Genomic DNA, 14,380 nt, shown 5'->3' with positions numbered 1-14,380 from the left:
TTTGAAGGCCTTGAAAGTCGCAAAGTTTACCAAGCCCTGACCCTAAAAACCGCAATTCTGGTGACGCTGAATGGGTCATGGCTGCCGCAACTGAAATGTTTCGTCCCGATCGCTCAGTTCGCCAACCGATTTCCGGGGAGCATGGCGCTGGGTGGAGTCTGGGGCCTGAGCCAAAACCTGAGCCAAAATATATTCCCCAATGCTTCGGTTGGGGTTCGGTGGCCCCACCCCCCCGCGTCTCGGTCGGTAGGCAGTAGGATTAAAAGTGATTTTGTAATCGATGCAACACAACCTTGAAGCTTTCAGGCCGCCCAACCGTGCTAAACGCTCTCATTGCTGACTTTCGCATCATCTTCGATCGTGACCCCGCCGCCCGCAATTGGCTAGAGGTGCTTTTTTGCTATCCGGGGTTGCAAGCGTTGATTCTCCATCGGCTGGCCCATGGGCTGCAACAGCGCCAATTACCCTTTGTGCCTCGGCTGATTTCCCACATTGGACGACTGTTGACCGGGATTGAAATTCACCCGGGCGCAACGATCGGGCAAGGCGTGTTTATCGATCACGGCATGGGCGTTGTGATTGGTGAAACGGCGATTGTGGGCGACTATTGCTTGATTTACCAGGGCGTGACCCTGGGGGGCACGGGCAAGGAAAGCGGCAAGCGCCACCCCACCTTGGGTGACAACGTGGTGGTGGGAGCTGGGGCTAAGGTGCTCGGCAATCTGAATATTGGCGAAAATGTGCGCATTGGGGCTGGTTCCGTGGTTTTGCGGGATGTGCCTGCCGATTGCACGGTGGTGGGTGTGCCTGGTCGTGTGGTCTATCGATCGGGTGTGCGGGTAGATCCACTGGAGCATGGCAAGCTGCCGGACTCGGAAGCCCAGGCGATTCGGGCCCTGCTCGATCGCATCGAAACCCTGGAGCGGCGGATTGAGGAAATGGAAGCGGAACGGGCCCAAGTGCCGGTGGCCGTGGGTGCGCCGGAGCGCCCTTGCGAAGACTTGACCCTTTGCGATTGGGAACGGATTGCCAAGGTGGCCGCGGAGGTGACGGCGGCCCAACGCCAACTGGGCCAGCTCAATCTTGTGAGTGGTGATGACCCGGCGGGAAAGCGTTGCCGGTTGAGCGATCGAGCCTTGGAAGAGTTCTTTGATGGGGCTGGAATTTAGGGTTAATAATCGGTCTGATCACTTGGGCTGGTCACTGGGCTGATGTCGATCGCGTCGGGGCCGGATGCCGTCCGGCTGGCGGTCTTGCGCCTTGCTGATTTGCGCCTTGCCTAGGGGATCTGGTGGGGCGGCGGGGCCAGCAGGGGAAGTTCGATCGTGAAGCAACTGCCCACTCCCACTTCGCTAACCACATCCACACAGCCCTGGTGCAGTTCCACAATTTGCTTCACCAGCGCCAAACCCAATCCTGTGCCGTCATATTGGCGATTCAAGGCCCCGTCCACTTGGATGAAGGGCTGAAAGAGCTTGGGTAAATTTTCGGCGGCAATGCCAATTCCGGTATCGGCTACTGCAATGCGCACGAAGGTTGTGGGTTGGTTGGCGGGCGCGGTGGGGGCTGGGGGCTGCTGCACCAGGCCCTGGAGATGCATTTTGGACAGAGAGCGCGATCGCACAAATTCCGAGGCGGCGGTTAACGATTCGCTGGTCACGGCGATCGAAAGGGTAATTTTGCCCCCTTCCGGCGTGAACTTCACCGCATTGCTCAGCAAATTAATCAACACCTGGCGCAGTCGTCGTTCATCGACCCACAGATTGGGCAAGTTTTTCGGGCTGTTGAGGTTCAGTTCAATCCGTTTTTTTGTGGCCTGCTGTTGAATAAAAACCAGGCTCGATCGACACATGGGCACCAAGTCCGTGATTGACCAATCCAACTCCATTTGGCCGGACTCAATCTTGGCCATATCCAAAATGTCGTTAATGAGTTCCAGCAGGTGTGTGCCGCTTTGGTCGATCGTCCTGAGCGCATAGTCCTGTTGGGGGGTAATTGGCCCAAAAATTTCCTCTTGCAGACTTTCGGTCATCCCCAAAATGGCATTCAGCGGCGTGCGCAATTCGTGGCTCATATTGGCCATGAACTCATCTTTTAAGCGCGTTGCTCGCAACAGTTGTTGATTCGTTCGCTGCAACTGTAATTCCGCCGCTTGGCGATCGGTAATGTCTTGATAGATGCCCAAAACCCCAATCACCGTTCCTGACGAATCCCGGAGCGGAACCTTGTTGGTTTCAATCTGGATCAGGGAGCCATCCAGTTGTTTTTGGGACTCAATGAGATGTAGCTTGGCCATGCCAGACTCAATCACTTCCCGATCGTCCGCTCGGTATAGCTCGGCTTCGCTGACTCCCCAGGGCAAATCGTAATCCGTCTTGCCCACGATCGCCTCCGGTGAAGGCAGCCCCGCCGCCGCCGCAAAGTTTTGGTTGCACCCCAGGTAAACCGAATTGCGATCTTTCCAAAACACAAAGAGCGGAAATGTATTCAAAACCGTTTGCAAGAATTGCTGCGATTCCTGAAGTGCTTTGCGGGTTTGTTTGCCCTCAGTCACATTCCGAAACATGCTACGAATGGCGATCGGTTTCCCCTCTTGAAAATCGCAGTTGGCATTTCCTTCCAACAAAATTTCTTGGCCATCTTTGCTGAGAAAGCGAGTTTCAATGTCTAAAGAAGCTTCCCCAGCGCAAAGGCGATCTAAATATTGGCGGTAGTCCTCTAAGTCCGCAGGATGGATAACCTGAAAGATCGACAAATCATTTAAATCTTCATCGCCATAGCCCAAGGTTTCTTTCCAAACCCGGTTGACCAACAAGATTTGCCCTTGGGGATCAATTCGTTGAATTAAATCCGTTGCATTGTCAAACAAATCCCTCAGTTGCGCTTCTTGAGCTTGCAGTTCCAAGGTGCGCTGCAACACCCTCGCTTCCAAGTCTTGGTTCAGTTGCTCCAAGGCATCGTTGGCCTGTTTGCGCTGAAGTTCGGCCCCTGCCCGGGAGGCCAACACCCGCAAAAGGGCCATGGCTTGTTGGTGTTTTTCTTCAGAAAAGGGTTGTTGATCTAGGATGCAAAGACTGCCGATCGCCTGTCCTTGATCATCTTGTAAGGCAACGCCCAACAGCCCATTCACTGCTCCAGGAAAGAGGGAACGGGAAATGGAAAAACAGGACTGTCCGTCGGTTTCACAATAGAGTTCGCCATGTTCCAAAATGTAGGAACAGGGTGTGTTTTCTAAGTCCAAATTGGAATTGTCGCCCAGTTGACCATCAACCCAAACACCAAGGGTTTGTAATCGATCGTCCCGTAATTCCGTGGCTACCACATAATCCACATTCAGGGCTTCCGCAATATGCCGCACCAAGTTGGGGAAAAACTGTGCTCCGGTCACCGTGGCCGTGCCTTCAATCACTTGATGCAAAGCTTTTTCGGCCTGCTCTCGGGCCATTTCTGCCAAATGTTGATCGGTAACATCCTGCACCGTGCCTTGGGAATAAAGGGGCGTGCCATCCTCGCCATAGGTTGTTTCGCATTGCTCATGGACATATTTAATCCGCCCATCTGCCAACAGCAAGCGATGGGTGACGGAATAGGGTTCATGATTGACTAAGTGGCGCTTATAGGCTCGATCGACCATTTCCCGATCGTCAGGATGAATGGCGGCCATCAAGGCTTCATAGGATGCACCAAATTGCTGTGCATCCACTTCAAAAATCTCAAAAACTTGATCAGACCAATAGAGTGCGTTGCTATTTAAGTTGAATTGCCAATTGCCGAGCTTGGCAATCCGCTGGGACTCTTGCAGGCGATCGCTCAGTTGGCGCAGGTTCTGTTCCGCAGCCTTGCGATCGCTGATATCCGTGACGAATCCCTCTAAAAACAGAAATTTGCCTTCATCGGAATAAACACCGCTACCCCGCTCCCAAACCCACTTTTCTTGAGCAAACTTGGTGAGAATGCGATATTCGCACTCATAGGGTTCTTGCTTTTGAATGGCGGCTTGGACAATTTCCCAAACGCGATCGGCATCTTCGGGGTGAATTTCTTGACCGCAACTGGTGGTGCGATCGACTAAATATTCATGAGTTTCATAGCCCGTGATGGCCGTTACCCCATCGCTAACAAAAAGCGCGGAGTATTCAGGATTATTAGCCACCCGATAAACATAGCCGGGCAAATTGGCCACCAGGGTCGAAAGACTTTTTTCCTGTTCCGCCAGGGCCAGTTCCACCTGTTTGCGAGCGGTAATATCAACCCCTACGCCTAAGACTCCATATTCACCCTTGGCGGGCAGAAAAATCGGTGACTTGTGCCATTGCAGCCATTGAATGTCTGGATTTGTTCCAAATGGATCATCAACTTGGCCGTTGCCGGAATCTGCCCCAGAGGAACCACCAGCCCCCGATAAATTGATTTCCAAGGCAGTTCCTAGGGTGTTGGTTCCTAAGTTAGATTCGGGGGAAGCATCGAGGAGGGCATCATCCTGCTCCACTGAGGCGATCGAGTCTGACTGAACATCTGACTGAGCAATTTTGCGGCGAATCACCATTTCCTCAGGCAAGAAGAGTTCCTGGCGATTTTCAATGACGAAGCGATTTTCGCTCAAAAACCGAGCATTGGCTTCCGAGGGCCCTAGTAGTTCTTCGTCAGTTTTATTCAGCAGTTCATCAACGGTGGTTCCGTAATAGTCCGCCATGGCTTGATTGGCGAGCACATACCGACCCTCCCAATCTTTGACGAAAATTAAATTGGGGTTGTTGTCAATAACAGATCGTAAAAAGACCTGTTGACGATTAATAAAATCGCGACTGAGGCGCAGCGAAATTTTTGATTTAATACGTTCTTGGTTTTCGCGATGTAACTCCCCGATCGCCTCCTGAAGCTGATTGGTTCGAGATTGAATAATGCTATTTAAGCTGCTTTGAACATTGTGAATTGAAGACTGTACTTCCTTCAGGAAATGCACATTTTTCAGCACGCCCACTCGAATGGCTTGGCAACCATCATCAATAAAGGTTTCCGAGAGCAACATGCTGAGGGCTGGCCGATCGGGCTGCTGGATGGCTAATTCCACATCCCGGCGGTGATAGGGTTGCTGAAGATCGGAGGCGATCGGGGCCTGTTGTTGCACCCAACGGGTCAAAGCGGGCTGGCCCAGGGTAGTGATGGGTTGCCCTTGCAGGTTTTGCTGCTCGATCGCGCAAATTGCTTTTAGCGCGTCATTGGTAAACAGTAATTGCCCACCAGCATCGGCCACATACACACCATCGGGTAAACTTTGAACCGTATGATTCAACCACTGTAATTGGCGTTGTTGCTGATAGGTTTGCCAGCTTTTTTGTAAGGTAATTGGCAATAGCTTGAGATAGGCTCCAGCGGCATCTTTCACCACATAATCGGCCGCGCCCTGTTGCACCAGTGCCAATGCCACATCTGCGGCATCCGCTGGAACCATCACCAGCCAGAGAACCGCCTGGGCTTCCATGAGCTGCAAGAGTTCCCGAAAGCTGGGTGCGGCTTGGTCGAGGAGGTCGGGTTGATCCTGCGTGATCGGGGTTACGGGGCGATCGCTGGGCTGGGGGCTGCGATCGGCCAAGTCTTCAGGCTTGTTGGCGGGACAGCTTTCAGCCCCTGCCGACGGTTCCAAGACCGCCTCGATCGGGGGAATCGCACAGCCATTGAGCAACACCATCTCGACCGGTTGCCGACGCAAATGGGCGATCGCCGCCTGCATGGAAGCCACCACATGCCCTTCACCCAGCCAGGGCCAGTGCTGAAAACAGCGAGCAAATTTTAACTGATCCGTTTCATCAGGTTCCAAGACCAATAATTGGCCCAAAAAGGGTGATGCATTAGCCGCAGCAACGTTGGTCATTGGATGTAAAGAACGCGGGGATCCATTCCCTTAAACACTGAATCACCATCGGCCGAGCGTTGACCCAGAACCCGGAACGCCAATTTGCAAGATACCTAAAAGGGTTTGAACATCAGGTTTGGATAATGACTGAGAACCATGGCTTGACCATCACAAAATGATCAAAATTTGCTCCATGAGCGTTTGGCTGATCCCTCAGCATTGACTGATCTGGCTAGCGGGGCGGTCTGTTGATCGAGGATGCTGAATTTTTCAGTCAACAGAATTTTCTCACGTCTTGAACAAGTCGGATCTATGTTTTAGATCTGATTTGAGCTTGGTTAAAATCCGTTTAGGTTCAACCCAAACTCCTGTTCAAATCTTGATCTCAGCCCTAGCCTTAATGCTTGAAGCCTTTTAGAAACCTTTCTTTGTGAACCGCAACTGTTCCGAGAATCCTGCTCTGTTTTTAAAAATTAACCGTGATGATTGAGCAATCGTTGAAAATTCTTGAGCTGGTGGGGTTGATAATTCTATTTAAGCATTCCCTGCGATTCTCCTAAAGTATTTCAAGGGGCAAAAGCGATCAAATTCAATCAAGAAGGATTTGGGTATAAACTGTCACCAGAGTATGAATTAAATCATTGACTACTGATCATTATTAATACCTAATTCCATCATTGATTGCTGACAATGTTGCTGACCGTTGAAGCCGGCCGCCGAAGTTGACCCTATCGCCCTTATAGGGAAAAAGAGGTGAAAGCTGGCTGTTGTGGGGAGCTTTGCAAAACAGCTTCGTAATGTTGGGCGGCTTGGTCCCAGCTAAAGTCGCGCTCCACGTAGGCTCGGGCCGCTTGGGAGAGTTGGGCCCGCAACTCCGTAGATTCCCACAACCGACCGATGGCGGCAATGTATTCAGCGGGTTGGTTGGCCCGTAAGGCTAAGGGCGGTCGGTCGATCGTCAAGCCCTCGAGTCCCCGATCGCTCCCCACCACGGGTACGCCGGCCGCCATGGCCTCGAGGGTTTTGTTTTTGATGCCCAGCCCGGTGCGCAGGGGCACGACGCAAACGGAGGCCCGATGTAGCTCGGCGGCCATGGAATCCACAGGGCCGGTGACCACTACGCCAGGTCGATCGCCCAGGGCCAACACCTCAGCGCTGGGCCGGGCCCCCACAATCCGAAAGGTGGCGGCGGGATAGGTCGATCGCAGCGGTGGCAGAACGGCATTCACAAAAAACTTCACCGCATCGATGTTGTGGGTGGCATCCATTGCGCCCACAAACACCAATTCATAACCCCCGGGATCTCGATCGCGCAGCGGAAACAGGGCCAAGTCCACCCCGTTGGGAATGACGAAACCGGGCACTTGGGGCGCAAATTGGGCCATGTAGTCCCGATCGTCGGGGGTGGTGGTGACGATCGCGCTGAATTTGTTGGCGTAGCGGCGCTCATAGCGGGCGAGCAAGGGCAAATACAGCCAATCGCGTGTGGGGTGGGGAGATGCACCCAAATCCAGATGCCCCTTGGCCCAACCGTAAACGGAGCTATGAACATCCACAATCGATCGCAGTTTGGGGTAGCGCCGCTGCCAATCGGGCCGCACATAGATTTCATTCACACTGTGCTCGCAGGTGACCACATCAAAGCGATCGGCCGCAATTTGTTGATCAATCCAAGCCTGCATCGGCCGCGAAAAGCGATGCAACACATTGGGCGGCGTGCCCCTCAGCCAAGATTGCCCAAACCGCTTCACCTTGCGGGCCAACTGGCGCGGACTGCGGCTGGCGGCCGGATCCGGTGGCAGCGGAAACACCATCACCTCCTGAACAGTTGCCCGAAGCGCGGCCAGATGGTCATCGGTGACACTAGGATGGCGCTGGGTGGCAATGGTGACCGCATGGCGCTGGGCCAAGCGGGCCAGCAGGTTGTAAGTTCGAATTTCCGTGCCGCCTTTGCTGGGCGGATAAGGAAAGGTAGAAGAAATGGCTAAAATTCTCATGGCGATCGCCCCGTAATTCCCGTCGCTGCCCCCCATGACCGACGCTTGCTCAAAACCCACCATTCTCGTGACCGGCGGCGCTGGCTACATCGGCTCCCATACCGTTCTAGCGCTTCAACAGGCCGGCTATCCGGTGGTTGTGCTGGATAATTTGGGCTACGGCCACCGCGAGATTGTGGAATCGGTGCTGAAGGCTGAGTTGATTGTGGGTGATATTGGCGATCGGGCCTTGCTCGATCGACTCTTTGCCCAGCGCCAGATTGGAGCCGTGCTGCACTTCGCTGCCTACATTGCCGTGGGCGAGTCCGTTGCCAATCCCGCCAAATACTATCGCAACAACGTGGTGGGAACCCTGACCCTGTTGGAAGCCATGGTGGCGGCCCAAGTGCCCCATTTCGTGTTTTCCTCCACGGCGGCCACCTATGGCGTACCCCAAACCCCCAAAATTGCCGAAGATCATCCCCAACAGCCGATTAATCCCTATGGGGAGTCTAAATTAACCGTCGAGCGGATGCTGCGGGATTTTGACCTGGCCTATGGATTGCGATCGGTCATCTTCCGTTACTTCAACGCCGCCGGAGCCGACCCCTCCGGCAACCTGGGCGAAGATCACCAGCCGGAAACCCATCTGATTCCACTGATTTTGCTGGCGGCCCTGGGCCAGCGGGACAACATTGCCATTTTCGGCACGGACTACCCCACCCCCGACGGCACTTGCATTCGGGATTATGTCCATGTGAACGACTTGGCCCACGCCCATGTGTTGGGGTTGGAATATTTGCTGAACGGCGGCGAATCCACGGCATTTAATTTGGGCAATGGCAACGGATTTTCCGTGAAGGAAACGATCGCTGCTGCTCGCCAGGTGACCCAACGCCCGATCGTTGTGGTGGAGCGCGATCGCCGGGCCGGTGATCCGCCCGTGTTGGTCAGCAGCAGCGATCGGGCCCAGGCGGTTTTGGGCTGGCAACCGGAGTACCCAGATTTAGAGGCGATCGTGTCCCATGCTTGGCACTGGCATCAACGCCGCCACGGCACTGAATAACGCCAGCCAGCTTCTATCCAGCAGTTTTTAGTCAGTTACCCAATGAAAGCCGCCCAATTTTTCTCCGTTGAAATCAGATGAAATCAGAGGATAAAAATAGGTCAATGCGGATGAGGCTTGATTTTTTGAAAGAGGCTTATTGGGGTAGAAAATTTTCGTTTAATACCTCAAAAAGTTGGTAGGGACAAGCTTCTGGAAACTGTTCGATCGGTAATTCTGTTTCATCACTGGCTTGCCGACGTGCTCTGGGATAGGCCCAATCTAGGGCCTCAGGTAGGAAATTTTTGAGGCTAGGGGAATCGTCTAATAGGGACTGAATTCGGGTTCGGTGTTCCGTGATGCTTCCTGCCCAGCTTCCCGATCGCATCTCAGGCTGAAATTGCCACTTTAAAAGATGCACAAGAATCACCACCAAATTATGTTTAATGGCACGTTTATCGCTGCGGGCCATTGACTCTAATTCATCTAATAAATTATCCCAATCCACATTGCCGTAGTCACGGCGGCGCAGTTGTTCGATTGTTGCGTCTAACCAAAGGGCATAGTCGCACTCATACAACGTTGCCAAATTGTCCCGGGCCACTGTCATCGCTGTACCTCACGGAAACAAGCAAACTGAGAGGGCAAAAACGTTCACCCTCTCAATTTAGCAGTTCGCCTAAGAAAATGTCTTGACTTCCTTGGAGATCTAATCAAGTCTTGATGGATGATTGATAGTTTTAACTGTCAACTAGACTATCAATCACATGAGCTTGATTGACGTTTGAAGAAAGGAGAACAAGAATCTACGAACTGGTAGCTTGACACAACAGCAGTCCAAACCATTGCTGCGGATCGCTCCAGGTTTTGACGGTGGTGAGGCCGCGCTCTGCGAGTTGTTGAGGCAAGCGATCGAGCCGGAATTTGCGAGAAAGTTCCGTCAAAATCGACTCCCCGGCTTGGAAGTTGGCGACAAAATTCAGGCGATCGAACTGCACTTGGCAATCGCGGTGACAATGGAGATACATCTCGATTTGCGAGTCTGCGGTGTTATAAACCGCTTCGTGACTGAAAGCGTCGAGATCAAAATTGCCCCCAAAACGCCGGTTCAAATGAGCCAGCATGTTCAAGTTGAAGGCGGCCGTCACTCCCTGAGAATCGTTATAGGCTGCCTTGAGGATTTCCAGGTCTTTTTCAAGGTCAACTCCTAATAGGAAATAGTCACCGGGCTTGAGCGATTGGGCCACGCGATCGACAAAGCTGTTGAAGTCTGCGGGGGAGAAATTTCCCATCGAACTGCCCAGGAAAAACAGCAGGCGCGATCGCTCATTGCTGTGGGCTAAATAGTCCAAGGCTTGGTCATAGGTTCCCAATAGTCCTTGGATCCAAAATTCAGGATATTGCGATTGCAGTTGCACCACGCTGCTGTGCAAAATGCCGCCACTAATATCCACCGGGAGATAGTGGCAAGTGTCGGGGCGATCGGCCCAGAGCGATCGATAGGCATCCAACAGTAAGCGAGTTTTGGTGGAACTGCCGCTGCCCAATTCAATCAGTTCGTGGCTGTCGGTGATTGCAGCAATTTCGGTGGCATAGGTTTGCAAAATCCAAGCTTCTGTACGGGTTGGATAATATTCCGGAAGCTGGCAAATGTCCTCAAAGAGTTGCGATCCCCGATCGTCATAAAAATACTTGGGAGACAACTGCTTAGGGGTTTTGCTCAAGCCTTGGATCACCTCTGCCCCTTCTGGGGTGGCGGGCGCGTGGCTGTGATCCAAAACAATGATCGCCCCTGATCGAATATCCGCATCAACTGCTTCAGCGGTGTTTACAGGGCGCGATTGAACAGACGAAGACCGGCTTTCTAGTGGCATAAATCACTTGTTCCTTGGGCAATCCGAAAGCCCACATGTTGATAAAAATGAGGTCGAAACCAATTGCGATAGAATGGCAGGGCCATGGAGCCATTAGTGGCCCAAGAACCACCCAGCATCATCCGGTGATCTTCATCAAAAAAAGGCGCTGACTGATCCTCATAAAGGGGATGAGGTTCAAAGCCGGGTAATGGATTAAAAGCATCAGCAATCCATTCCCAAACATTGCCGCGCAAATCCGCAAGTCCTTGGGCGATCGCCCCGTTTGAATTGACCGCTCGGGGTGAGATCCATTGCCAGTGCAAATTGGGAGGCAATTCAGCCATAGGGCCTGAGTTTTGCCCGAAAGCCTGCCCAAAGTCTTGATCTAGATCTTGGATGAAAGGGCGATTGAAGTGGGGATCTGTTTGCTGATTCCAAGGCTGGAAATCATGACCTTGCGCAGGGTTTTGTGCCTCTGTTGTTGACCATTGCAATGCACGATTCCATTCCGCCTCGCTGAGCAATCGCACGCCTTCACCCTTCCAGCGACAGAAGGCGATCGCCTCGTGATAATTCACTTCTGCGGGCCAGGCGAGGGGTAAATCACATTCAAAAAAGGTCGATCGATACCGGTAGTGATCGCCTTGCGGAATCCAAAATTTGGGGTGGGAAACCTGATGCATTTCGCGCCATTGCCAACCCTCGGCCGACCAGTAGGCTGTGTTTTGGTAGCCACCGGCTGCCACGAATGCTTGATACTCTTGGTTGGTGATGAGGAATTGGCTCGCCCAAAAGCTGGGTACTTCCACTGGGCGGCGACCATATTCACTATCCCAACCATAGGTTTGATCGGTTGGGGATTTCCCGAGGGTGACTGTGCCGCCGGGAATCAGGCGCATGGAATTTTGCGGTGCGGGCAAATCCGTTGGGGCGATCGACCAATCGGCCGGACATCGCAGGTGATTGCGTGGCAATTGGCGCAACAACATCGAAGAGGTTTCAATGTGAATCCGCTGATGTTCGATCGCCATCAACAGGGCCCAAAGGGGATGTTGGGGGTGAATGGGCAATTCAAAATCAACAGTTTGAATCACTTGCTCGATCGTGGCCTTGACCCGATCGCGATAGTCCCAAACAGCCGCCACTTCTGGCCATTGAATCTCGGCAATGACGGCATCCAATTCCGCAGCAGTGTTAGGATCAACCCCGATTTCAAACAACTGCTCATAGTCTGGGTTCAGCCGTTGTGACCACAGGCCAACCCGCACCAACTTATTGACATAAAAAACCGCTGAATGTCCTAAGTAGAAAATCAGCGGGTTGCGTAGGGGATCTGGTCGTAAATAAAAGGTTGCTGGCTCTGCCAAACTGCTTAGCAGCTTATCTTCTAAAGCCCAGGCATCCTGAAAATAATGCAGCAGTTCCTGCGAGCAACAACGGTCTAACCGTGGCACAGTTGGGGCTGAATTCATCCGAATGTCAGCCGGATTGGTTGCAACAGTCATATGGCTAGATCACCATGACGATTTCAAATGATCTGATCTCCAATGGTTTTAGCATTGGGCAATGGCCCGAGCCATCCCTTGAAAATCAAGACTGAATTTTCCCCATTGCGGTCAAAACCGATCCTTCTGGATCGGTTGAGGTCGCTTGCTTTGCAGCGGGTCTTGCCCAATTAGGATTTCAATGAGGCAAGGGCAAAGATTTGGGGAATTGTGTTCCCATCCTCAGTCTGATTTTGGATCCTGAAGGGGAACTTCAGCAATTCTTCAGCGTTATGGGATCTATTTCTTCACAAAGTGTGATTGAACATTTCTTCACAGAGTGTGATTGAAATTCCCTTGAAGAATCGCTGTCAACAATTCGTTTTACAGGTCATGTCTACGCATCCCTTCCCAAGGTCGATCGGGGCGGCCAGCAGCATCACAGAAAACGATCAGTCGGATCACTCAACTGTAAAAGCCAAACCTAAAACAGTCCACGGTAGCGTATAAAAACTAACAGCGCCGCCCAAGATCCCAAGGCCACTTTCACCGCCACCAAGAAGTTTAAAACCGGTAATAAACCGCCGCTGGCGAGGGTCCCTAACTCACCGTGGGGTAATTCATATCCAACTAAGGTGACGACAGCCAAAGCGATGAAAACGAGCACGGAAATTTTTTCCCAGGTGGCGGCTCGCCAGCGTTGATAAAGATTTTGCATCCAGTCTGGCGAAGCAGTAATGGTCACTAGGCCGATCGCAGTGCCCCCCGCCACGCCCGCTGCAAAACCACCGCCGGGGCTGAGGTGACCGCGAATTCCTAGCTCGATCGCGACCAGGGCGGCGATCGTGGCTCCTAACCGCGCCAGCACGATCGAGGGTTGATCCACCAAGCGTTGAATTGAGCAGGATGGATTTTCATTGGCCAATAGAAATTGCGATCCCATGATTGCAATTGTAAAAACCACCACCTCAAAAATGGTGTCGTATAACCGATTGCGAAAAATGATCCCCGAAACAGCATTCGGAACCCCGCTATCGGTCACCACTGCCTGCACAATTTCAGCCCCAATCACATCTGGCGCATAGTTGGGAAACAGCACCATTTTGCAATAGAGCGCTAAGCCTGCCAGTACATAAATCCACTTAATCATGAGGGTTTGCGCTCCTGGGTAAGGGTGACGTTGGCTGACGAATCAGTTGATAAATTGGCTAATAAATTGGCTGACTGATGTGCTGACTGATAAGTAATGGTGGCCAAGTCTGACAGAGGCTTTTCCCGCATAATTTCGTAGAGCCGTTGAACGCGGGTGATGAGTTGTGGCTTTCTGGAATGGGGCTGAGGCGCTGTTGAGTCTTCAGGGGCACTTAAAAGGCTGAATGTGGGCGCATAGATGGCATGAACTTCCCGATCGCCCAAGGCTCGCTGGAGTGCCGTCAGGCTGGGATAGGGAACCAATTCAATGCGGAGGTAAAAGGGCTTGAATGTATTCGCTAAACATTCCACCACCGTGGGATCTAATTCCCCATTGGCAGACTCTTGGGTTAAGTCAGGTGCGTGGGTTTCTGGGTCTAAATGCAGTAGATGAGGCGGGGTAACGACGGTTGGATCTTCTAGATATCCTAACTGCAAAACCAAGGATGATCGCACAGCAATTGCATATAGGGTAATTGCCAGTAATGTGCCCATCAGTGCTTCCGTTAAAGACACATCAGCAGCACCCAAAACCGCATAAACAGCCGCCGCCAAAGCGCCCAAAATGCCACGAATCACCAGTGCATGGTAAGGATTCGATTGAAAAATTACCATCGCTGCCGAGAGCGGCAACAGCGCAGTGATCACATAAATTGGCAGGTCATTAACCCAGTTCAACTCATTCATGGTTGGTCTCCGCTGGTGGAGCAGTAGGCCAAAACATAGCCCAACATAGTGTTCCAAACGGCCAAACAAATCATGGCCAAAATGAGCAATGGCCACTCATTGGGAATCTTTAATAACAATCCAAACACGATCGCCAAAGATCCCAAGGTGTCCGACACCGATAAGCCGTGTAACTTAAAAAGCACCGATCGGCGGGTGAGTAATTGGGTTGTGCCCCAAAACCAAAACACCATCCCGCCCACTAAACAAAGATTGCTGATGCCATCAACCAGAGGCAGTTCTGTCCA

Annotated in this window: 11 protein-coding genes; 2 read left to right on the top strand and 9 right to left on the bottom strand. The window is 52.3% G+C overall.

Going from position 1 to position 14,380, the window contains the following annotated elements; translation table 11 throughout:
• Nucleotides 1–75: 75 nt before the first annotated feature.
• Nucleotides 76–228 (bottom strand): hypothetical protein, encoded by a 153-nt coding sequence (locus AMR42_RS21000; protein ID WP_234406448.1) that lies wholly within the window; start codon nucleotides 226–228, stop codon nucleotides 76–78.
• Between the two features lie 89 nt (nucleotides 229–317).
• Between AMR42_RS21000 and cysE the strand changes: the two genes are divergently transcribed.
• Nucleotides 318–1,169, top strand: coding sequence for a serine O-acetyltransferase (cysE, locus tag AMR42_RS01105; RefSeq protein WP_099531674.1), 852 nt, complete (start codon nucleotides 318–320; stop codon nucleotides 1,167–1,169).
• A gap of 110 nt (nucleotides 1,170–1,279) precedes the next feature.
• Here cysE and AMR42_RS01100 read toward each other — a convergent pair whose 3' ends face one another.
• Nucleotides 1,280–5,872 carry a PAS domain S-box protein gene (locus tag AMR42_RS01100; protein ID WP_099531621.1) on the bottom strand — a complete coding sequence of 1,531 codons (4,593 nt, stop codon included), beginning with the start codon at nucleotides 5,870–5,872 and terminating at the stop codon, nucleotides 1,280–1,282.
• Between the two features lie 719 nt (nucleotides 5,873–6,591).
• A complete protein-coding gene (locus AMR42_RS01095; protein WP_099531620.1) occupies nucleotides 6,592–7,851 on the bottom strand; it encodes a glycosyltransferase family 4 protein in 1,260 nt (419 codons plus the stop codon).
• A 34-nt stretch (nucleotides 7,852–7,885) separates the two neighbouring features.
• Here AMR42_RS01095 and galE point away from each other — a divergent pair, with 34 nt between their 5' ends.
• Nucleotides 7,886–8,896, top strand: a complete 1,011-nt coding sequence (gene galE, locus AMR42_RS01090) for a UDP-glucose 4-epimerase GalE (RefSeq protein WP_099531619.1) — start codon at nucleotides 7,886–7,888, stop codon at nucleotides 8,894–8,896.
• Between the two features lie 136 nt (nucleotides 8,897–9,032).
• Here galE and AMR42_RS01085 read toward each other — a convergent pair whose 3' ends face one another.
• From AMR42_RS01085 to AMR42_RS01060, 6 genes are all read right to left on the bottom strand, one after another.
• Nucleotides 9,033–9,485, bottom strand: a complete 453-nt coding sequence (locus AMR42_RS01085) for a DUF29 domain-containing protein (RefSeq protein ID WP_099531618.1) — start codon at nucleotides 9,483–9,485, stop codon at nucleotides 9,033–9,035.
• 196 nt (nucleotides 9,486–9,681) lie between these two features.
• Nucleotides 9,682–10,749, bottom strand: coding sequence for an L-histidine N(alpha)-methyltransferase (gene egtD, locus AMR42_RS01080; RefSeq protein WP_099531617.1), 1,068 nt, complete (start codon nucleotides 10,747–10,749; stop codon nucleotides 9,682–9,684).
• Nucleotides 10,740–12,236: a 5-histidylcysteine sulfoxide synthase gene (gene ovoA, locus AMR42_RS01075; protein ID WP_234406443.1), complete on the bottom strand. Its 1,497-nt coding sequence runs from the start codon at nucleotides 12,234–12,236 to the stop codon at nucleotides 10,740–10,742. Before ovoA ends, egtD begins: the two co-directional genes overlap by 10 nt.
• Before the next feature lie 463 nt (nucleotides 12,237–12,699).
• Nucleotides 12,700–13,362, bottom strand: coding sequence for a Na(+)/H(+) antiporter subunit B (locus AMR42_RS01070; protein ID WP_099531672.1), 663 nt, complete (start codon nucleotides 13,360–13,362; stop codon nucleotides 12,700–12,702).
• Nucleotides 13,362–14,093: a hydrogenase subunit MbhD domain-containing protein gene (locus AMR42_RS01065; RefSeq protein WP_099531616.1), complete on the bottom strand. Its 732-nt coding sequence runs from the start codon at nucleotides 14,091–14,093 to the stop codon at nucleotides 13,362–13,364. The genes AMR42_RS01070 and AMR42_RS01065 overlap by 1 nt, the downstream gene beginning before the upstream one ends.
• Nucleotides 14,090–14,365: a monovalent cation/H(+) antiporter subunit G gene (locus AMR42_RS01060; protein WP_099531671.1), complete on the bottom strand. Its 276-nt coding sequence runs from the start codon at nucleotides 14,363–14,365 to the stop codon at nucleotides 14,090–14,092. Before AMR42_RS01060 ends, AMR42_RS01065 begins: the two co-directional genes overlap by 4 nt.
• Between the last annotated feature and the right edge of the window lie 15 nt (nucleotides 14,366–14,380).

The organism is Limnothrix sp. PR1529, assembly GCF_002742025.1.
Lineage (GTDB): Bacteria > Cyanobacteriota > Cyanobacteriia > CACIAM-69d > CACIAM-69d > CACIAM-69d.
This window is presented reverse-complemented; position numbering and strand designations above follow the sequence as displayed.